The organism is Bacillus stercoris (assembly GCF_029772985.1).
GTDB classification, from domain to species: Bacteria; Bacillota; Bacilli; order Bacillales; family Bacillaceae; genus Bacillus; species Bacillus stercoris.
Genome location: NZ_CP121861.1, coordinates 1426738 through 1446139 on the forward strand (window position 1 = coordinate 1426738; position 19402 = coordinate 1446139).

General features: G+C 45.0%; 21 protein-coding genes and 1 other annotated feature. Of the genes, 18 read left to right on the top strand and 3 right to left on the bottom strand.

Features of this window, described 5'->3' with window-relative positions; translation table 11 throughout:
• Positions 1-32: 32 nt before the first annotated feature.
• The gene (locus tag QA442_RS07380; RefSeq protein WP_095432408.1) at positions 33-815 is read right to left on the bottom strand and encodes an HAD family hydrolase; all 783 of its coding nucleotides are present in this window, start codon (positions 813-815) and stop codon (positions 33-35) included.
• A 166-nt stretch (positions 816-981) separates the two neighbouring features.
• Here QA442_RS07380 and lytS point away from each other — a divergent pair, with 166 nt between their 5' ends.
• From lytS to lrgB, 4 genes are all read left to right on the top strand, one after another.
• Positions 982-2763, top strand: a complete 1782-nt coding sequence (gene lytS / locus QA442_RS07385; protein WP_095432407.1) for a two-component system sensor histidine kinase LytS — start codon at positions 982-984, stop codon at positions 2761-2763.
• Positions 2741-3466: a two-component system response regulator LytT gene (gene lytT, locus QA442_RS07390; protein ID WP_014664926.1), complete on the top strand. Its 726-nt coding sequence runs from the start codon at positions 2741-2743 to the stop codon at positions 3464-3466. The genes lytS and lytT overlap by 23 nt, the downstream gene beginning before the upstream one ends.
• A 133-nt stretch (positions 3467-3599) precedes the next feature.
• Positions 3600-4040, top strand: coding sequence for an antiholin-like murein hydrolase modulator LrgA (gene lrgA, locus QA442_RS07395; RefSeq protein WP_069839702.1), 441 nt, complete (start codon positions 3600-3602; stop codon positions 4038-4040).
• 20 nt (positions 4041-4060) lie between these two features.
• Complete coding sequence (lrgB, locus tag QA442_RS07400; protein WP_003229482.1) at positions 4061-4756, top strand: antiholin-like protein LrgB; 696 nt, start codon at positions 4061-4063, stop codon at positions 4754-4756.
• A 31-nt stretch (positions 4757-4787) separates the two neighbouring features.
• On the opposite strand, the gene QA442_RS07405 is transcribed toward lrgB, so the two are convergent.
• A complete protein-coding gene (locus tag QA442_RS07405; protein ID WP_095432406.1) occupies positions 4788-5435 on the bottom strand; it encodes a hypothetical protein in 648 nt (215 codons plus the stop codon).
• A 267-nt stretch (positions 5436-5702) separates the two neighbouring features.
• Positions 5703-5833: a sequence feature (ribosomal protein L20 leader region), on the top strand.
• A 58-nt stretch (positions 5834-5891) separates the two neighbouring features.
• Here QA442_RS07405 and infC point away from each other — a divergent pair.
• The 4 genes from infC to QA442_RS07425 are packed head-to-tail and all read left to right on the top strand — an operon-like array spanning position 5892 to position 7342.
• On the top strand, positions 5892-6413 hold the full coding sequence (gene infC / locus QA442_RS07410) for a translation initiation factor IF-3 (protein ID WP_010886591.1): 522 nt from the start codon (positions 5892-5894) through the stop codon (positions 6411-6413).
• Positions 6414-6425: 12 nt separating this feature from the next.
• The gene (gene rpmI, locus QA442_RS07415; protein WP_003222418.1) at positions 6426-6626 is read left to right on the top strand and encodes a 50S ribosomal protein L35; all 201 of its coding nucleotides are present in this window, start codon (positions 6426-6428) and stop codon (positions 6624-6626) included.
• Positions 6627-6657: 31 nt separating this feature from the next.
• Complete coding sequence (gene rplT / locus QA442_RS07420; RefSeq protein WP_014114727.1) at positions 6658-7017, top strand: 50S ribosomal protein L20; 360 nt, start codon at positions 6658-6660, stop codon at positions 7015-7017.
• A gap of 55 nt (positions 7018-7072) precedes the next feature.
• Positions 7073-7342 (top strand): DUF1294 domain-containing protein, encoded by a 270-nt coding sequence (locus QA442_RS07425; RefSeq protein ID WP_014664923.1) that lies wholly within the window; start codon positions 7073-7075, stop codon positions 7340-7342.
• A 16-nt stretch (positions 7343-7358) separates the two neighbouring features.
• Here the strand turns inward: QA442_RS07425 and ysdB are convergent, their stop codons facing one another.
• Positions 7359-7751: a sigma W pathway protein YsdB gene (ysdB, locus tag QA442_RS07430; protein WP_003229493.1), complete on the bottom strand. Its 393-nt coding sequence runs from the start codon at positions 7749-7751 to the stop codon at positions 7359-7361.
• A gap of 183 nt (positions 7752-7934) precedes the next feature.
• Between ysdB and QA442_RS07435 the strand changes: the two genes are divergently transcribed.
• The 10 genes from QA442_RS07435 (at position 7935) to araQ (ending at position 19391) form a co-directional block, all read left to right on the top strand.
• On the top strand, positions 7935-9020 hold the full coding sequence (locus tag QA442_RS07435) for a M42 family metallopeptidase (protein ID WP_014664922.1): 1086 nt from the start codon (positions 7935-7937) through the stop codon (positions 9018-9020).
• A gap of 195 nt (positions 9021-9215) precedes the next feature.
• Entirely contained in the window at positions 9216-10187 is a 972-nt protein-coding gene (abnA, locus tag QA442_RS07440; RefSeq protein ID WP_095432507.1) for an arabinan endo-1,5-alpha-L-arabinosidase AbnA, read from the top strand.
• A 179-nt stretch (positions 10188-10366) separates the two neighbouring features.
• Entirely contained in the window at positions 10367-11857 is a 1491-nt protein-coding gene (araA, locus tag QA442_RS07445; RefSeq protein ID WP_095432405.1) for an L-arabinose isomerase, read from the top strand.
• Positions 11858-11870: 13 nt separating this feature from the next.
• The gene (gene araB, locus QA442_RS07450) at positions 11871-13553 is read left to right on the top strand and encodes a ribulokinase (RefSeq protein WP_040082188.1); all 1683 of its coding nucleotides are present in this window, start codon (positions 11871-11873) and stop codon (positions 13551-13553) included.
• Positions 13554-13569: 16 nt separating this feature from the next.
• Positions 13570-14259 carry an L-ribulose-5-phosphate 4-epimerase gene (araD, locus tag QA442_RS07455; protein ID WP_069839697.1) on the top strand — a complete coding sequence of 230 codons (690 nt, stop codon included), beginning with the start codon at positions 13570-13572 and terminating at the stop codon, positions 14257-14259.
• Entirely contained in the window at positions 14237-15055 is an 819-nt protein-coding gene (gene araL, locus QA442_RS07460; protein ID WP_095432506.1) for a sugar-phosphatase AraL, read from the top strand. The genes araD and araL overlap by 23 nt, the downstream gene beginning before the upstream one ends.
• The gene (gene egsA / locus QA442_RS07465) at positions 15052-16236 is read left to right on the top strand and encodes a sn-glycerol-1-phosphate dehydrogenase (RefSeq protein WP_095432404.1); all 1185 of its coding nucleotides are present in this window, start codon (positions 15052-15054) and stop codon (positions 16234-16236) included. Before araL ends, egsA begins: the two co-directional genes overlap by 4 nt.
• Before the next feature lie 30 nt (positions 16237-16266).
• Positions 16267-17568 (top strand): arabinooligosaccharides ABC transporter substrate-binding protein AraN, encoded by a 1302-nt coding sequence (gene araN, locus QA442_RS07470; protein WP_069150032.1) that lies wholly within the window; start codon positions 16267-16269, stop codon positions 17566-17568.
• Positions 17569-17603: 35 nt separating this feature from the next.
• The gene (gene araP, locus QA442_RS07475; RefSeq protein ID WP_095432403.1) at positions 17604-18545 is read left to right on the top strand and encodes an arabinooligosaccharides ABC transporter permease AraP; all 942 of its coding nucleotides are present in this window, start codon (positions 17604-17606) and stop codon (positions 18543-18545) included.
• Positions 18546-19391 (top strand): arabinooligosaccharides ABC transporter permease AraQ, encoded by an 846-nt coding sequence (gene araQ, locus QA442_RS07480; RefSeq protein WP_040082200.1) that lies wholly within the window; start codon positions 18546-18548, stop codon positions 19389-19391. It begins immediately after the preceding gene.
• Positions 19392-19402 lie beyond the last annotated feature (11 nt).

Below are 19402 nucleotides of genomic sequence, written 5' to 3' on the forward strand. Positions count from 1 at the left end.
AAGCATGATCTCATTGAAGAGATCATGCTTTTTTATTTCTCTAATATAGGAAACAAATCATGAAGGCTGCTGATGATGTAATCAGGCGATACGTCAGTTTCGTTTTTCTTATCCGTCCGGTTGATCCAAACGGTTTTGATTCCGGCTCTTGAAGCGCCTAAAATATCAGTATTCAAATTATCGCCGACCATGATGGCATCGTCTTTTTCAATATTCATCAGCTTAAGGCAATGTTCAAAAATGGAAACATCCGGCTTGCCCTTGCCGAATGCGCCCGAGATGACGATTTCATTGAAGTAAGGAGCGAGCTCAGGCACACCGGCAAGCTTCTCCTTTTGCAGACTCGGATCGCCATTAGTCAAAAGCAATAATTCATATTTGCCTTTTAATTGATCGAGTACAGCAAATGTTTCATCATATACAAACGGGCGTTTTCTGCGCTCTGCCGCAAAAAACTCTCCTAAGTATTCGCCATATGCAGGATCATTGATCCCAAGAGCTTTCAGTCCGTTTGTCCATGCGTTTCTTCTATACTCCGGCACAATCTTGTTCAGCTTTTGAAAGCCCTCACTGATAGGCTCTGAGAAATTGGACCACAGTCCTTCAAACGGGTTAATGCCGATCATCACTGTATATGGATACGTCTCATATGACATGTACAATTCTCTCGCCGCTTCGCGAACAGCTGCTTCGAATTCCTCCGGGGCAAGGCCATATTTTTTCTCTGCCTGTGAGCAAGTTTCTGCAAATGTTGTTCTGACGCTTTTTTCGTCCCAAAGTAGTGTATCATCTAAATCAAAAAATATGGCTTTCATGATCTTCTCCTCTGCTTCAGATTCAAATCTTTCTGCCAAAAGGCTCATGTTTTATTTTACAATAGATAAAAGCCTTGTGAAATATGTTTTCAGATGATTTTAAAAAAACAGTCAGCCGTAAAACGAAAACATGCTAGAATGAAAACGGAAAGAACAGGTGACATGAATGATTCATTTGATGATTATGATGCTTGAGAGGGTAGGGATTATTGTTATATTAGGGTTCATTCTCGCCCATACGAAACTTTTCAGACAAGCTCTTCAGAATCAGGACGGCTATAAAGGAAAAGCGATTTTAATTTCTATTTTTTCTCTTTTCAGCATCATCAGCAATTATACAGGCATCGAAATTCAAAGAAATATGATTGTAAACAATGACTGGGTGTTTACGATAGATCCATCGGGCTCTATCGCGAATACCCGTATTTTGGGCGTGGAAATTGGGGGCCTTCTCGGAGGTCCGTTTGTAGGGGCTGGGATCGGCATACTGGCGGGCCTGCATCGTTTTTCACTCGGTGGCAGCACGGCCTTAAGCTGTGCCGTATCATCTATTTTAGCGGGTGTTCTTGCAGGTTTGATCGGCAGGTATTTTACGAAGAGATATCGAATGCCGACACCGCGTATCGCCGCTCTTGTGGGAATTGGCATGGAGTCCCTGCAAATGCTCATTATTTTGCTGATGGCAAAGCCGTTCAGTGACGCTTGGGAGCTTGTCAGCATGATCGGGATTCCGATGATCCTAATCAATGGTACAGGCAGTTTTATTTTTCTGTCGATTATTCAAGCAATCATTCGCAAGGAAGAGCAGGCGAGGGCTCTCGAAACGCATCGAGTGCTGACGATTGCTGATCAGACACTTCCATTTTTTCGCCAAGGATTAAATGAAAACTCCTGTAAAAGTGTGGCGGCTATTATCCATAAGCTGACTGGAACAGATGCGGTGTCTCTCACTGATAAAGAAAAGATCCTTGCGCATGTCGGCGCGGGCATGGATCACCACATTCCATCAAAAAGCTTGATCACCGGCCTGTCTAAAAAGGTAATTAAAACAGGGCATATCATGAAGGCGATTTCGAAGGAAGAGATTGAATGCACGCATGCTGAATGCCCTTTGCACGCCGCAATTGTCCTGCCGCTGACATCGAACGGCAACACAATCGGCACCTTAAAAATGTATTTTAAAAGCCCGGCAGGCCTTAGCCAGGTAGAGGAGGAGCTTGCTGAGGGGCTGGCCATGCTGTTTTCGACACAGCTTGAGCTTGGGGAAGCAGAGCTGCAAAGCAAGCTTCTCAAGGATGCTGAAATCAAGGCGCTTCAAGCACAGGTGAATCCGCATTTTTTATTTAATGCGATCAACACGATTTCTGCGCTCTGCCGCACAGATGTTGAAAAAACTCGTAAACTCCTATTGCAGCTCAGTGTTTATTTTCGTTCAAACCTTCAAGGAGCGAGACAGCTGCTGATCCCGCTCTCAAAAGAGTTAAACCATCTTAACGCCTATTTGTCATTAGAACAGGCGCGTTTTCCCGGGAAATATAAAATTGAGCTCAATATCGAGAGCAGACTAGAGCAGATTGAAATCCCTCCGTTTGTTTTGCAGGTGCTAGTCGAGAACGCGCTTCGGCACGCGTTTCCGAAAAAACAAGACATGTGCAAGGTTACAGTCTGTGTCATATCTGATAATGCGTCCGTCTATATGAAGGTGACGGATAACGGACGCGGAATACCGCCGGACGTCCTGCAGGAACTGGGGAAGAAGCCATTTCCGTCTAAGGAGGGAACCGGGACAGCGCTTTATAACCTAAATCAGCGGCTGATCGGTTTATTCGGACAGCAGGCTGCACTGCATATCGGCAGTGAGGTTCATAAAGGGACAGAGGTTTCCTTTCAAGTGCCAATGCAACAGATGAAAGAGGGAGAAGAACATGCTCAGGGTGTTAATAGTTGATGATGAGATGCTGGCAAGGGATGAACTGGCTTACTTGCTTAAGCGGACCAATGAGGAAATGGAAATCAATGAAGCGGAAAATATCGAATCCGCTTTTGACCAAATGATGGATCAAAAACCTGATTTGCTGTTTTTAGACGTTGATTTATCCGGAGAGAACGGTTTTGATATCGCAAAGCGATTGAAGAAAATGAAGCATCCTCCTGCTGTTGTGTTCGCGACAGCGTATGACCAGTATGCGCTCAAAGCGTTTGAGGTAGATGCTCTTGATTATTTAACCAAACCTTTCGATGAGGAAAGAATTCAGCAAACGCTGAAAAAATATAAAAAAGTCAATCGGGATATTGTCGAAACAGATCAAAACAGCCATGCCGGGCAGCATAAGCTCGCGCTATCTGTGGGAGAATCGATTGTGATCGTGGATACGAAGGACATTATCTATGCCGGAACAGAGGATGGCCATGTTAATGTAAAAACCTTCGATCATTCTTATACGGTCAGCGAGACGCTTGTTGTGATAGAGAAAAAGCTTCCGGATTCTGATTTTATCCGCGTCCATCGGAGCTTCGTCGTCAATACCGAATATATTAAAGAAATTCAGCCATGGTTTAATTCTACGTATAATCTGATCATGAAAGACGGATCGAAAATACCGGTCAGCCGGACATATGCGAAAGAATTAAAAAAGCTGCTCCATATTTGATGGGCGGCTTTTTGCATTTCAGCCATTTGATTCTGCAACTCAGGCCCGCTATTCGGCATGTTATCTTGTAAGCGCTTCATAATGGGAGATTCTTATTTATAATGAGGGTACCAAAGAGAAAGAGGTGAAGAAAATGAGTGCTAAAAAAGTGTATGGGTTTTTAACACAAGCATTTATTTTTGCCGTCATTATGCTGGTTTCGAATATGATTGCCGCTATTGTCCCAATACCTATCCCCGCATCGGTCGTAGGGTTGGTCTTATTATTTCTCCTATTATGTTTGAAAGTCATTAAACTGGAACAAGTGGAAACGCTCGGAACGTCTTTAACCTCTCTGATCGGATTTTTATTTGTTCCGTCAGGTATATCTGTTATGAATTCGCTTGGTGTGATGCAGCAATACGGCCTGCAAATTGTTCTTGTCATTCTGCTCGCAACGATTATTTTGCTGGGGGCTACGGGATTGTTTTCTCAGCTGATTCTCTCGCTGGGCGGAAAACGCAAAACCGCAGCGGACATGAAAACAAAAACAGTGCAAAGCCCGCAGAACAATAACGAACTTGTTCACCATTAAAGAAACAGGAGGTTCATCACATGGAAAGCACAATGAGTCCTTATTTTGGGATTGTCGTATCACTTGCTGCATTCGGCATCGGCACCTTTTTATTTAAGAAAACAAAAGGCTTCTTTCTTTTCACTCCTTTGTTTGTTGCCATGGTGCTTGGGATCGCATTTTTAAAAATCGGCGGTTTTTCCTACGCAGACTATAATAACGGGGGAGAAATCATTAAGTTTTTCCTAGAACCGGCAACGATTGCTTTTGCCATTCCTTTGTACAAACAAAGAGATAAGCTTAAAAAATACTGGTGGCAAATCATGGCCTCCATTATTGCCGGCTCTATTTGCTCTGTCACGATTGTTTATTTGCTCGCAAAAGGCATTCATCTCGATTCGGCCGTAATGAAAAGCATGCTTCCGCAGGCAGCTACAACGGCAATTGCGCTTCCTTTATCAAAAGGCATCGGTGGCATCAGCGACATCACAGCCTTTGCGGTCATCTTTAACGCTGTCATCGTATATGCGCTCGGAGCATTGTTCTTGAAGGTGTTTAAAGTAAAGAATCCGATTTCTAAAGGATTGGCTCTCGGAACATCCGGACATGCACTTGGTGTAGCGGTCGGGATTGAGATGGGAGAAGTTGAAGCTGCGATGGCGAGTATTGCGGTTGTCGTAGTAGGAGTGGTAACGGTTCTTGTCATCCCAGTGTTCGTGCAGCTGATCGGAGGTTAAGCCAAGGCTGAATGCCTTGGCTTTTTTTATTTTATGGTGCGTCTTCGGGATCGATATACCCTTGTTTAATGCCCCATTCTACTTGATCGTCATGCCACTTTTTTCGTTCTTCATAACCATAACCATCGTCATCAGGAAGCTCTGAAGCTGGCTGTTGAATGGTTTTATCTGTCTGGCTCGAGGAAGAATTAGATGAGGGTGCCTCGGTCTGCTGCCGTTGTGCCTGCGATTGTCGCTTTTTTTCAGCACTCGCTTTCTGCTCTTTTTGGATTGCTGCCTGCCGCTGTCTTTCAAGTTCAGCTTGTCTTTCTGCTTCCGCTAATCGCTGTCTCTCTGCAGCCTGCTGCTCTGCCAATCGCTGTCTCTCCGCTGCTTCCTTCTGCTGTTTCTTTCGTTTCGCCTCCCGCTCTTTTTTAAGCTTTTTCTCGGCGGCGATTTGTCTTTGCTTTTCAGCTTCTTCTTTTGCCTTCCGCTTTCCTAACTCAGTAGCGAGTGGACTCTCGAACTTCATGTCTAATGAAACGGGTTTTAGTTTTTTTAGCTCTTTCTCCAGCTCCTTTTGAGGAAATGTTGCAGTTGTCTTAACAGTTTCGACCTTTGGTTCGGAAGATGTGCTGCTATTCGAACAACCGGTTAATATCAATGTGAAAAATAAAGCAAGCTGTATCAGTTTGTTCATGTGTCAGGCTCCCTTCTGCTTCTTATATCGGTCAGAGATTAACTTTGTTTTACATTTCTTCCTGTCGGTGGTTTTGTTGTAAATTGCGAAATAAGGAGCAGGATGGGGGGAATTGTTGGTTCTTCACATTCTGGTTGAGGATGAAAGATTTTCTTTTTCTCTCTTGCGCTCATAGAAAACCCATGTTACAATGTAAAAGTTGTTCCGGATAAGTCGTCCTTGACTAAAGATCCGGTATTGTGTAGAATAGTTATTGAATTGAATATAAATCACAAGCAGAAGCACCCGCTTCTCACCTGATTGACACATGCATGTAGTTGGCAGGTTGACCGTACATTTTTATTGATACAGATGTTCGTAGTGTGGGTGTTTTATAATGCCCACACTTTTTGTTTGCCTGCAGAATGCAGTCAAAATGAGTTGTGAATCAATTCGAAGAAACTATGGAGGTGGCTCATTATTAGCAAAGATCAATTGGTTAATGAGGGTATCCGTGCACGTGAGGTCCGTTTAATCGGACAAAATGGCGACCAGCTTGGCATCAAGTCCCGTCAGGAAGCACTTGAAATCGCCGGCCGCGCAAATCTTGACCTTGTGTTAGTTGCAGCGAATGCAAAACCGCCTGTCTGCCGAATCATGGACTACGGTAAGTTCCGATTTGAGCAACAGAAAAAGGAAAAAGAAGCACGCAAGAATCAAAAAATCATTAACTTAAAAGAAGTTCGGTTAAGTCCGACAATCGATGAGCATGACTTTAACACGAAATTGCGCAATGCGATTAAATTCCTTGAAAAAGGCGATAAAGTGAAAGCTTCTATCCGCTTTAAAGGACGCGCAATCACTCATAAAGAAATCGGTCAGCGTGTGTTAGACCGTTTTTCTGAAGCATGTGCTGAGGTTGCGACTGTCGAAACAAAACCAAAAATGGACGGCCGCAGCATGTTCTTAATGCTCGCGCCGAAAAACGAAAAGCAATAAGGAGGAAATCCCATGCCAAAAATGAAAACTCACCGCGGATCTGCTAAACGTTTTAAAAAGACAGGTTCTGGGAAGTTAAAACGTTCTCACGCGTATACAAGTCACTTATTCGCTAACAAATCTCAAAAGCAAAAGCGTAAGCTTCGCAAGAGTGCTGTTGTAAGTGCAGGAGACTTCAAACGTATCAAACAAATGCTTGCTAACATCAAGTAATCGGATAAGGAACAATTAGGAGGGAAATTTAATGCCAAGAGTAAAAGGCGGAACTGTTGCGCGTAAGCGTCGTAAAAAGGTTCTTAAATTAGCAAAAGGTTATTTCGGTTCAAAACATACATTATACAAAGTAGCTAACCAGCAGGTCATGAAATCTGGAAACTATGCTTTCCGTGACCGTCGTCAGAAAAAACGTGATTTCCGTAAACTTTGGATCACTCGTATCAACGCAGCTGCTCGCATGAACGGCCTTTCTTACAGCCGTTTAATGCACGGTCTTAAGCTTTCTGGTATCGAAGTAAACCGTAAAATGCTTGCTGATCTTGCTGTAAACGATCTTACTGCATTCAATCAGCTTGCTGATGCTGCTAAAGCTCAATTAAACAAGTAATCATATAGAGCCGCTCTCCAGCAGAGCGGCTTTTTTATATAAAGGATGAGGCAACATGGTTATTGCAGTCTATTTGGTGTTGATGAATCTGTGCGGTTTTTGGGTGATGGGCGTTGACAAACGCAAAGCGCAGCAGCACAAATGGAGAATTTCTGAAGACCGGCTGTGGCTGATAGCCATCGTGTTTGGAGCGCTCGGTATCTGGCTTGGCATGCAAACCTTCAGACATAAAACGAAACACGCTTCTTTTAAGTACGGAGTACCGCTTCTTCTGGTAATAGAAGCGATTCTCATCGGTATTTACTACAGTCCGTTTGATTTATAAAAAGCAGAAAAGCGTTTTAACGCTCTTCTGCTTTTTTTGCAAGTTTAATGGGCTGGTCCCAGTCAATTTTACAATTTGGATATCGTTCCAGCACTTTTTCTTCAATGTTCTCAAAATCTTTTGCAGAGAAATGCTTCAGCTTCTCAGGAGATTCTGTCCAGACAAAGATGGTGTGGATAAACAGAGGATGATCCTTGGAAGGAATATGCTTTTCTCCTTCAAAAAGCACGCCTTTATACGTCAGCTGAAAGTTCTTTCGGGTATTGTTCTGTTCATCGATAATATAAAAATGTTCTTTTGATTGGGCCAGCTTAAGCCTTCTCTTTGGATTCGCGACATATTTGACCACGGCATAAATACAATAAGCAAAAAGTGCAAGCAAAATAATCCTTAGAACCATGACAAACATTGTGTGAAGGCACCTCCCTTATTGTGATGATCTGATGTAATACGAAGAGCATAGAAAAAAGTTTCACTTTTTCTAAAAGAAAGTTCTAAAAACATATACCCGATTTTCAAGTGAAATAGTCGTATGGTTAGCGCCATGTTTTGTATAATAAGAATGCAGGACTGATGAAGGAGGGTTTGGAACATGGAAAAATTAGATAAAACATTGACCATGCTGAAAGATTTAACAGATGCAAAAGGCATACCGGGCAATGAAAGAGAAGTAAGGCAAGTGATGAAATCATACATAGAACCATTTGCTGATGAGGTGACAACAGATCGCCTGGGCAGTTTAATTGCTAAAAAAACTGGTGCAGAAAACGGCCCGAAAATTATGATCGCCGGACATTTGGATGAAGTCGGCTTTATGGTGACACAAATCACAGATAAAGGCTTTATCCGTTTTCAAACCGTTGGCGGCTGGTGGGCTCAGGTTATGCTTGCCCAGCGCGTCACCATCGTCACAAAAAAAGGAGAAATCACAGGGGTTATCGGATCTAAGCCGCCTCATATTTTGTCTCCTGAAGCAAGAAAAAAATCAGTGGAAATAAAAGACATGTTTATTGATATCGGAGCTTCAAGCCGGGAAGAAGCCTTGGAGTGGGGCGTGCTTCCGGGAGATATGATTGTTCCGCATTTTGAATTTACGGTCATGAACAATGAAAAATTCCTGCTCGCAAAGGCTTGGGACAACCGCATCGGCTGTGCAATTGCAATTGATGTGTTAAGAAACTTACAAAACACTGATCATCCAAACATTGTGTATGGCGTCGGAACCGTGCAGGAGGAAGTCGGCCTGAGGGGAGCGAAAACGGCTGCACACACCATTCAGCCTGATATTGCGTTTGGGGTCGATGTAGGAATCGCAGGAGACACGCCTGGCATTTCCGAGAAGGAAGCGCAAAGCAAAATGGGTAAAGGCCCGCAGATTATCGTTTACGATGCATCTATGGTTTCTCACAAAGGTTTGCGCGATGCAGTTGTTGCTACCGCGGAAGAAGCAGGCATTCCGTACCAGTTTGATTCGATTGCCGGCGGCGGAACTGATTCGGGAGCCATCCATTTGACGGCAAATGGCGTTCCTGCGCTGTCCATTACCATTGCAACGCGCTACATTCATACGCACGCAGCCATGCTCCATCGTGATGATTATGAAAACGCCGTTAAGTTAATTACAGAAGTCATTAAGAAGCTAGATCGTAAAACGGTTGATGAAATTACGTACCAATAAAGATACGGAGGAATCCGTCTCAACAGGCGGATTCTATTTTTTTGTCTGTACAAATTACAGCGGAGTGACTACAATAAAGAGGATACCGAAAATGTCCTGAACATGAAGATCTACGATACCCAGCTCATTTGAAAGGAAGGGAGGGTAAACAATCTATTTTGTAAGCGCTTTCTAATTTAAGGGAGGATGAACAAAATTGAAAACAAAAAAACATGGAAACGTTTCTTTCACTTTTCGAGTGCCGCTCTGGCTGCAGGTTTGTTATTCACTTCCGCTGCTCCCGCAGAGGCCGCGTTTTGGGGTGCATCCAATGAACTGCTTCATGACTCGACTATGATTAAAGAGGGGAGCTCATGGTATGCGCTCGGCACAGGGCTTACGGAAGAACGGGGACTGCGGGTGTTGAAGTCTTCAGACGCTAAAAATTGGACCGTACAAAAATCTATTTTCAGCACACCGCTATCGTGGTGGTCCAATTATGTGCCGAATTACGAGCCAAACCAATGGGCGCCGGACATCCAATACTATAACGGAAAGTACTGGCTGTATTATTCTGTCTCTTCTTTTGGAAGCAATACATCTGCCATTGGCCTGGCATCTTCCACAAGCATCAGTTCGGGGAGTTGGAAGGACGAGGGCTTGGTGATTCGTTCGACAAGCTCAAATAATTATAACGCCATTGATCCGGAGCTGACATTCGACAAGGATGGCAACCCATGGCTCGCGTTCGGCTCGTTTTGGACCGGCATTAAGCTGACCAAGCTTGATAAGAATACGATGAAGCCTACAGGCTCGCTCTATTCGATTGCAGCCAGACCGAATAATGGCGGTGCGCTGGAAGCCCCTACTCTTACGTATCAAAATGGTTACTACTATTTAATGGTTTCATTTGATAAATGCTGTGCCGGCGTAAACAGTACGTACAAAATTGCTTACGGAAGATCTAAAAACATTACAGGGCCTTATCTTGATAAAAGCGGAAAAAGCATGCTCGAAGGCGGAGGCACCATTTTGGATTCGGGCAATGACCAGTGGAAAGGACCTGGAGGCCAGGATATTGTAAATGGAAACATTCTTGTTCGCCATGCCTATGATGCCAATAACAACGGCATTCCAAAGCTTCTTATCAATGATTTGAATTGGAGCTCGGGCTGGCCGTCCTATTGAATCAAAAAGCCGGGGGCAGAGCCCGGCTTTTTTAAAAGAAAAGATTGACAGTGTAATAGTCAATTACTATAATAAAGTTGTTCGTACAAATTATTATTTATAGGTTTGTTTTCTATCATTAGTACGTATCTTTTTGTATGTTTGAAAGCGTTTTATTTTATGAGAAAGGGGCAGTTTACATGCTTCAGACAAAGGATTATGAATTCTGGTTTGTGACAGGAAGCCAGCACCTATACGGGGAAGAGACGCTGGAACTGGTGGATCAGCATGCGAAAAGCATTTGTGAGGGGCTCAGCGGGGTTTCTTCCAGATATAAAATGGTTCATAAGCCCGTCGTCACTTCACCGGAAACGATTAGAGAGCTGTTAAGAGAAGCGGAGTACAGTGAGACGTGCGCTGGCATCATTACATGGATGCACACATTTTCCCCTGCAAAAATGTGGATAGAAGGCCTTTCCTCTTATCAAAAACCGCTTTTGCATTTGCATACCCAATATAATCGCGATATTCCGTGGGGTACGATTGACATGGATTTTATGAACAGCAACCAATCCGCGCATGGCGATCGAGAGTACGGTTACATCAACTCGCGAATGAGGCTTAGCCGAAAAGTCATTGCCGGCTATTGGGATGATGAAGAAGTGAAAAAAGAAATGTCCCAGTGGATGGATACGGCGGCTGCATTAAATGAAAGCAGACATATTAAGGTTGCCAGATTTGGAGATAACATGCGTCATGTCGCGGTAACCGACGGAGACAAGGTCGGAGCGCATATTCAATTTGGCTGGCAGGTTGACGGATATGGCATCGGAGATCTTGTTGAAGTGATGAATCGCATTACGGACGACGAGGTTGACACGCTTTATGCGGAATATGACAGATTATATGTGATCAGCGAGGAAACAAAACGTGACGAAGCAAGGGTAGCATCCATTAAAGAGCAGGCGAAAATTGAACTAGGCTTAACCGCTTTTCTTGAACAAGGCGGATACACAGCGTTTACGACATCGTTTGAAGTGCTGCACGGAATGAAACAGCTGCCGGGACTTGCCGTTCAGCGCCTGATGGAGAAAGGTTACGGTTTCGCCGGTGAAGGGGATTGGAAGACAGCGGCCCTTGTACGGATGATGAAAATCATGGCCAAAGGAAAAAGAACTTCCTTCATGGAAGATTACACGTACCATTTTGAACCGGGAAATGAAATGATTCTGGGCTCTCACATGCTTGAAGTGTGTCCGACTGTCGCTTTGGAACAGCCGAAAATCGAGGTTCACCCGCTTTCGATCGGCGGCAAGGAGGACCCTGCGCGTTTTGTATTTAACGGCATCAGCGGTTCGGCCATTCAAGCCAGCATTGTTGATATTGGCGGGCGTTTCCGCCTTGTGCTGAATGAAGTCAACGGCCAGGAAATTGAAAAAGACATGCCGAATCTGCCGGTGGCCCGAGTTCTCTGGAAGCCGGAGCCGTCATTGAAAACAGCAGCGGAGGCATGGATTTTAGCCGGCGGTGCACACCATACCTGCCTGTCTTATGAACTGACAGCTGAGCAAATGCTTGATTGGGCGGAAATGGCGGGGATCGAAAGTGTTCTCATTTCCCGTGATACGACAATTCATAAACTGAAACACGAGTTAAAATGGAACGAGGCGCTTTACCGGCTTCAAAAGTAGAGGGGGATGTCACATGGCTTACACTATAGGGGTTGATTTTGGAACTTTATCTGGAAGAGCAGTGCTGGTTCATGTCCAAACAGGGGAGGAACTTGCGTCTGCTGTAAAAGAATACAGGCATGCTGTCATTGATACCGTCCTGCCCAAAACGGGCCAAAAGCTGCCGCGCGACTGGGCGCTGCAGCACCCTGCTGATTATCTCGAAGTCTTGGAAACAACCATTCCGTCTTTACTTGAACAGACGGGCGTTGAACCAAAAGACATTATCGGAATTGGGATTGATTTCACGGCATGTACAATCCTTCCTATTGACAGCAGCGGACAGCCGTTGTGCATGCTGCCTGAATATGAAGAGGAGCCGCACAGCTATGTGAAGCTCTGGAAGCATCATGCGGCACAAAAACATGCTGATCGGCTCAATCAAATCGCGGAAGAAGAAGGAGAGGCTTTTTTACAGCGGTACGGAGGAAAAATTTCATCAGAATGGATGATTCCAAAGGTCATGCAAATAGCTGAGGAAGCGCCTCACATTTATGAAGCGGCTGACCGGATCATCGAGGCTGCGGACTGGATCGTGTACCAGCTGTGCGGCTCGCTCAAGCGAAGCAACTGTACTGCAGGGTATAAAGCGATTTGGAGTGAAAAAGCGGGATATCCGTCAGATGGTTTCTTTGAGAAATTAAACCCTTCAATGAAAACGATTACAAGAGATAAATTGGCAGGGCCGATTCATTCAGTAGGGGAAAAAGCCGGCGGCCTGACTGACAAAATGGCAAAGCTGACAGGGCTTCTTCCGGGAACGGCTGTTGCGGTTGCCAATGTGGATGCTCATGTTTCCGTGCCGGCGGTCGGCATCACAGAGCCAGGGAAAATGCTGATGATTATGGGAACCTCAACGTGCCATGTTCTTCTTGGTGAAGAGGTGCATATCGTTCCAGGGATGTGCGGCGTTGTGGACAACGGAATTCTCCCGGGCTATGCGGGATATGAAGCCGGACAGTCCTGTGTTGGCGATCATTTTGACTGGTTTGTGAAAACGTGTGTTCCGCAAGCGTATCAAGAGGAAGCAAAGGAAAAAAACATTGGCATTCATGAGCTGCTGAGTGAGAAAGCAAACCATCAAGCGCCGGGTGAAAGCGGCCTGCTTGCTTTAGATTGGTGGAATGGCAACCGTTCAACTCTTGTTGATGCAGATTTAACAGGGATGCTGCTTGGCATGACCCTGCTGACGAAGCCTGAAGAGATTTATAGAGCGTTAGTTGAAGCGACAGCCTACGGAACACGGATGATTATCGAAACGTTCAAAGAAAGCGGGGTTCCGATTGAGGAGCTGTTCGCAGCCGGCGGAATTGCTGAGAAAAACCCGTTTGTCATGCAGATTTATGCGGATGTGACAAACATGGACATTAAAATCTCTGGTTCACCGCAAGCCCCAGCCTTAGGATCTGCCATTTTCGGCGCGCTTGCAGCAGGCAAAGAAAAAGGCGGATACGACGACATCAAAGACGCAGCGGCGAACATGGGAAAACTGAAAGATATATCTTATACGCCAAATGCCGAAAATGCCGCGGTCTATGAAAAATTGTACGCTGAATATAAAGAGCTGGTTCATTATTTCGGAAAAGAAAACCATGTCATGAAGCGTCTGAAAACCATCAAAAATCTTCAATTTTCATCTGCCGCCAAAAAGAATTGATAAAGGGTGATGGAGCATGCTTGAAACATTAAAAAAAGAAGTGCTGGCTGCCAACCTGAAGCTTCAAGAGCATCAGCTGGTAACCTTTACGTGGGGAAATGTCAGCGGCATTGACCGTGAAAAAGAAAGAATTGTCATCAAACCTAGCGGAGTCGAATACAGCGACCTGACAGCAGAGGACTTGGTTGTTTTGAACCTTGAAGGAGAAGTCGTCGAAGGCTCGCTTAAGCCTTCTTCAGATACACCTACCCATGTTTATTTATATAAAGCTTTTCCGAATATCGGGGGAATAGTTCATACCCATTCTCAATGGGCGACAAGCTGGGCGCAATCAGGCAGAGACATTCCGCCTTTAGGCACGACTCATGCTGATTATTTTGACAGTGCGATTCCGTGTACTAGAGAAATGTACGATGAAGAAATCATTCATGAGTACGAATTGAATACAGGAAAAGTCATAGCGGAAACCTTTCAGCATCATAACTACGAACAGATTCCGGGTGTGCTCGTGAATAATCACGGACCGTTCTGCTGGGGAACGGATGCCTTAAATGCCATTCATAACGCAGTTGTATTAGAAACGGTTGCCGAAATGGCCTATCACTCCATTATGCTGAACAAGGATGTAACCCCAATTAATACAGTCCTGCATGAAAAGCATTTTTATCGAAAACACGGAGCAAATGCGTATTATGGCCAGTCATGATACGCCTGTGTCACCGGCTGGCATTCTGATTGACTTGGACGGTACTGTATTCAGAGGAAATGAATTGATTGAAGGGGCAAGAGAAGCGATCCATACACTTCGGGGAATGGGGAAGAAAATCGTCTTTTTAAGCAATCGGGGGAATATCTCCCGTGCCATGTGCAGAAAAAAACTTCTTGGAGCGGGGATTGAAGCGGATGTAAACGACATTGTTCTGTCGTCGAGTGTAACGGCGGCCTTTCTGAATAAACATTATCGTTTTTCAAAGGTATGGGTGCTTGGAGAACAAGGTTTGGTTGACGAGCTGAAACTGGCCGGTGTGCAGCGTGCGAACGAACCGAAGGAAGCGGATTGGCTCGTCATCTCCCTTCACGAAACACTTACGTACAAAGATTTAAATCAAGCCTTTCAAGCGGCTGCCGGCGGCGCTCGTATCATTGCTACAAACAAAGACCGCTCTTTTCCGAACGAAGATGGAAATGCTATTGATGTGGCCGGAATGATTGGGGCGATAGAGGCTTCCGCTCAAGCGAAGACTGAACTTGTTGTCGGAAAGCCGTCTTGGCTGATGGCTGAGGCTGCCTATACAGCAATGGGGCTGTCCGCACATGAATGCATGATTATAGGAGACAGCATTGAATCTGACATTGCAATGGGAAAGCTTTATGGCATGAAAAGCGCCTTAGTGCTTACTGGTTCTGCGAAACCGGGAGAACAGCGTTTGTATACGCCGGATTATGTGCTGGAGTCCATAGAGGATGTAACCAAATTGGCTGAGGAGGGGATTCTGATATGAATCGTATCGCAGCTGACGTTCAGCGTGCTTTTGAACACGCCGGAGAAGAGACGTCTCCTATAGAAGTTGAAGAAATTGTCCTCGGTAAACAAGCAGCTGATTCGCTTTTGGATTATGTAAAACGAAAAAACTACAAACATATTGTCCTTCTTTGCGACGCGAATACACACCGCATTGCAGGAATTGATTTGGAAAACCGACTGAATCAAGCAGGATTTCAGGCCGAGTGCCTGATCATTCCAAAAAATGAAGCCGGAGATGTGACAGCTGATGAACGATCACTCATTCATGCGCTGATCCATACGAAACAAACAATGGATGTCATGATTGCAGTCGGTTCGGGCACGATTCATGATATCGTCCGCTTTGCGGCGTTTCAGAGAGAGTTGCCGTTTATTTCTTATCCGACTGCTCCATCTGTAGACGGTTTTACGTCAGCCGGGGCGCCGATTATTTTATACGGCACGAAAACAACCATTCAAACGAAGGCCCCATCTGCGCTGTTCGCTGATCTGGATCTATTAAAAGCGGCACCGCAATCAATGGTGGCGGCTGGGTTTGGTGACATGCTCGGTAAAATAACATCTTTAGCAGATTGGGAAATATCCCGGCATCTTGCCGGCGAGCCTTATTCGCCAGCAGGAGCTAAGATCGTTCAGGAGGCGCTTGACGCCTGTATCGCACACACAGAAGACATCGCGCTGAAAACGGAAACTGGCATACGGGTTTTGATGGAGTCTTTAATCGTATCTGGGCTTGTCATGCTGGCCTTAGATCATTCCCGTCCGGCATCAGGCGGCGAGCATCATATTTCACATTGGATTGAGATGGAATTAATTGAGAAAAAACGGCCTCAGATTCTTCATGGGGCAAAGGTGGGCTGTGCCGCTGTTTTATTAACTGACACATACAGAAAGCTCGCAAAGGATGAGGGATTGAACGAATTTTCACCAAGCCGGCGGCAAGCCATTCAATCGGCTTATCAAACACTCCCGGAAGGAAAAGTGCTCGCTGATTGGCTGAGATCAGCCGGAGGCCCTGCGTATTTTGACGAAATCGGTGTCGGGCAGGATTCCGTCAAAAATGCCTTCAGACACGCGCACACCTTAAGAGACCGCTGCACCGGATTAAGAATGATCAATGAAAACAAAACGCTGATCAATCATGGTCTATATGAATAGCCCGCACCTCGAATGGAAGGGGTAACGCAGATGAAAAAAATGACTGTCTGTTTTCTTGTGCTCATGATGCTGCTGACATTACTCATTGCCGGGTGTTCAGCAGAAAAATCATCCGGCAAATCGGGTGAAACTGAGCTGACCTTTTGGACATTTAACGGGCTTCATGAGCAGTTCTATGTGGAAATGGTGAAGGAATGGAACAAAAAATATCCTGACCGCAAAATTAAGCTGAATACGGTCGTTTATCCGTATGGGCAAATGCACGATAACTTATCTATCTCCTTAATAGCGGGAGAAGGCGTCCCTGATATTGCCGATGTCGAATTGGCCCGTTTTTCAAACTTTTTGAAGGGCTCTGACATACCGCTTGCCGACTTGACTCCACTGATTGAAAAGGACCGCGATAAATTCGTAGAGGCGCGGCTGACCTTGTACAGCAAAAACGGAAAGCTTTACGGACTCGATACGCATGTAGGGACAACAGTCATGTTTTATAACATGGATGTGATGAAAAAAGCCGGCGTCAATCCTGACGATATTAAAACATGGGATGATTACCATAAAGCCGGACAGAAAGTGCGCAAAGTGACCGGGAAGCCGATGGGAACGGTGGAAACAAATGATTCCGGAACCTTCTTATCTATGATTTCACAGCAAAACTCAGGCTATTTTGATAAAAACGGCAAGCTGATCCTCAATAATGACACCAACGTAAAAACACTTCAATATTTAAAAGACATGATCAATGATAAAACGATGATTCCTGCTCCAGGCGGGGGGCATCACAGTGAAGAATACTACGGTTTTATGAACCAAGGAGGAGCTGCTTCAGTCCTCATGCCGATTTGGTATATGGGAAGATTTATCGATTATATGCCTGATCTGAAAGGGAAGATTGCCATCAGACCGCTCCCGGCATGGAAAGAGGGGGGCGACCGCTCGGCAGGCTTGGGCGGTACGGCAACCGTTGTACCGAAGCAATCCAAGCATGTTGAGTTAGCAAAAGAGTTTTTGGCCTTTGCGAAGGGCTCTAAAGAAGGAAATAAAAAACTCTGGAGCGTACTCGGGTTTGACCCGCTTCGCTGGGATGTTTGGAGCTCCAAGGAATTGAAAGAGAAAAACAAATACACGGATTACTTCCAAAACGGAACAGGCATTTTTTCTGTGCTGCTCGATATCAAGGATGAAATCAATCCAATTTATTTACATGAGGATTTTGCCAAGGCTTCAGACCTTGTCAACAGAAGCGTATTGTTCGACGCGCTTAAATCTCAGCAAAAAACGCCTAAACAAGCCTTGGACAGAGCAGCAGGTGAACTGAAACAGAAATAGAATCCCATTCAAAAAGTGAAAGCGGGGAGGTTCTCATGAAACCTGTGAAAACGGGAACGGTTCATCCCGTTCCTTCAGTTGCGAAACAATCAGGCTGGCGAGATCTATTTTATTCGAAAAAAGCGGCGCCCTATCTGTTTACAGCGCCATTCGTTTTATCCTTTCTCGTATTTTTTCTATACCCCATCATTAGTGTCTTCATCATGAGCTTTCAAAGAATTTTGCCGGGAGAGGTGTCGTTTGTCGGATTTTCTAATTATACAGCGCTAAACAACCCGACGTTCTATACCGCCCTTTGGAATACGCTGGAATACACCTTTTGGACGCTGATCGTGCTGATTCCTGTCCCATTGCTTCTGGCCATATTCCTGAATTCAAAGCTGGTCAAATTTCGAAATATATTTAAATCAGCGCTATTCATACCGGCATTGACCTCCACCATTGTCGCGGGGATCATTTTTCGGCTGATCTTCGGAGAAATGGAAACGTCTCTGGCTAACTCCATCCTACTCAAACTCGGCTTATCACCTCAGAACTGGATGAACAATGAACATACCGGCATGTTTTTGATGGTGCTGCTTGCTTCGTGGAGATGGATGGGAATCAACATCCTTTACTTTTTAGCAGGCCTGCAAAATGTGCCGAAAGAGCTGTACGAAGCTGCTGATATAGACGGGGCGAATACGACGAAAAAATTCCGACACATTACGCTGCCGTTTCTCAAGCCTGTTACCGTATATGTGCTGACCATCAGCATTATCGGCGGCTTCAGAATGTTTGAGGAAAGCTACGTGCTTTGGCAGAATAATTCCCCGGGTAATATTGGTCTGACTCTTGTCGGATATTTGTATCAGCAGGGGCTTGCCTACAACGAAATGGGGTACGGAGCGGCCATCGGCATTGTGCTTTTGATTGTGATACTTGTTGTCAGCCTGATTTCATTAAAGCTGTCAGGCTCGTTTAAGGGGGAGGGATAAATGTTGCGGAACAGTCCTCAGTTTAGCGTTTACAGAATTGCGCTGACTCTGTTTTTTATGATGCTGAGCCTATTGTATATTTTTCCGATTTTCTGTTTGCTTTTAGGATCCTTAAAGCCGTCATCTGAGCTTTTGCGTGTGGGGCTGAATCTTGACATTGATCCTAAAGTAATGAGTCTTGATAATTATACATTTCTGTTTAACGGCGGCAGCATTTATTTCAAATGGTTCTTTAACAGCCTTGTGCTTGGGCTTTTCACAACCGTGCTCACCCTGTTTTTTTCTTCGATGATCGGGTACGGGCTTGCGGTTTATGATTTTAAGGGCAGAAGTATCATCTTTGTTCTTGTGCTGATTATCATGATGGTTCCGCTGGAGGTCATGATGCTTCCTCTGTTTAAGCTTACCGTCGGACTGCACTTGATCGATTCGTATACGGGTGTCATATTGCCGTTTATCGTTTCACCTGTTGCCGTATTCTTTTTTAGGCAATATGCGCTTGGTCTTCCAAGGGATCTGTTGGATTCTGCAAGAATGGACGGCTGTACGGAATTTGGCATCTTTTTCAGGATTATGGCACCGCTGATGAAACCGGCTTTCGGCGCGATGATCATCCTTCAGTCCTTAAACAGCTGGAACAATTTCTTGTGGCCGCTGATTGTGCTTCGGTCGAAAGAAATGTTTACGCTTCCAATTGGTCTGTCCAGCTTGCTGAGCCCTTATGGCAACAACTATGACATGCTTATATCTGGCTCGGTATTTGCGATTTTGCCTGTCATTATCATTTTCTTGTTTTTCCAAAAATACTTTATCTCCGGCCTGACGGTAGGGGGAGTCAAAGGTTAATGAAGGAGGAA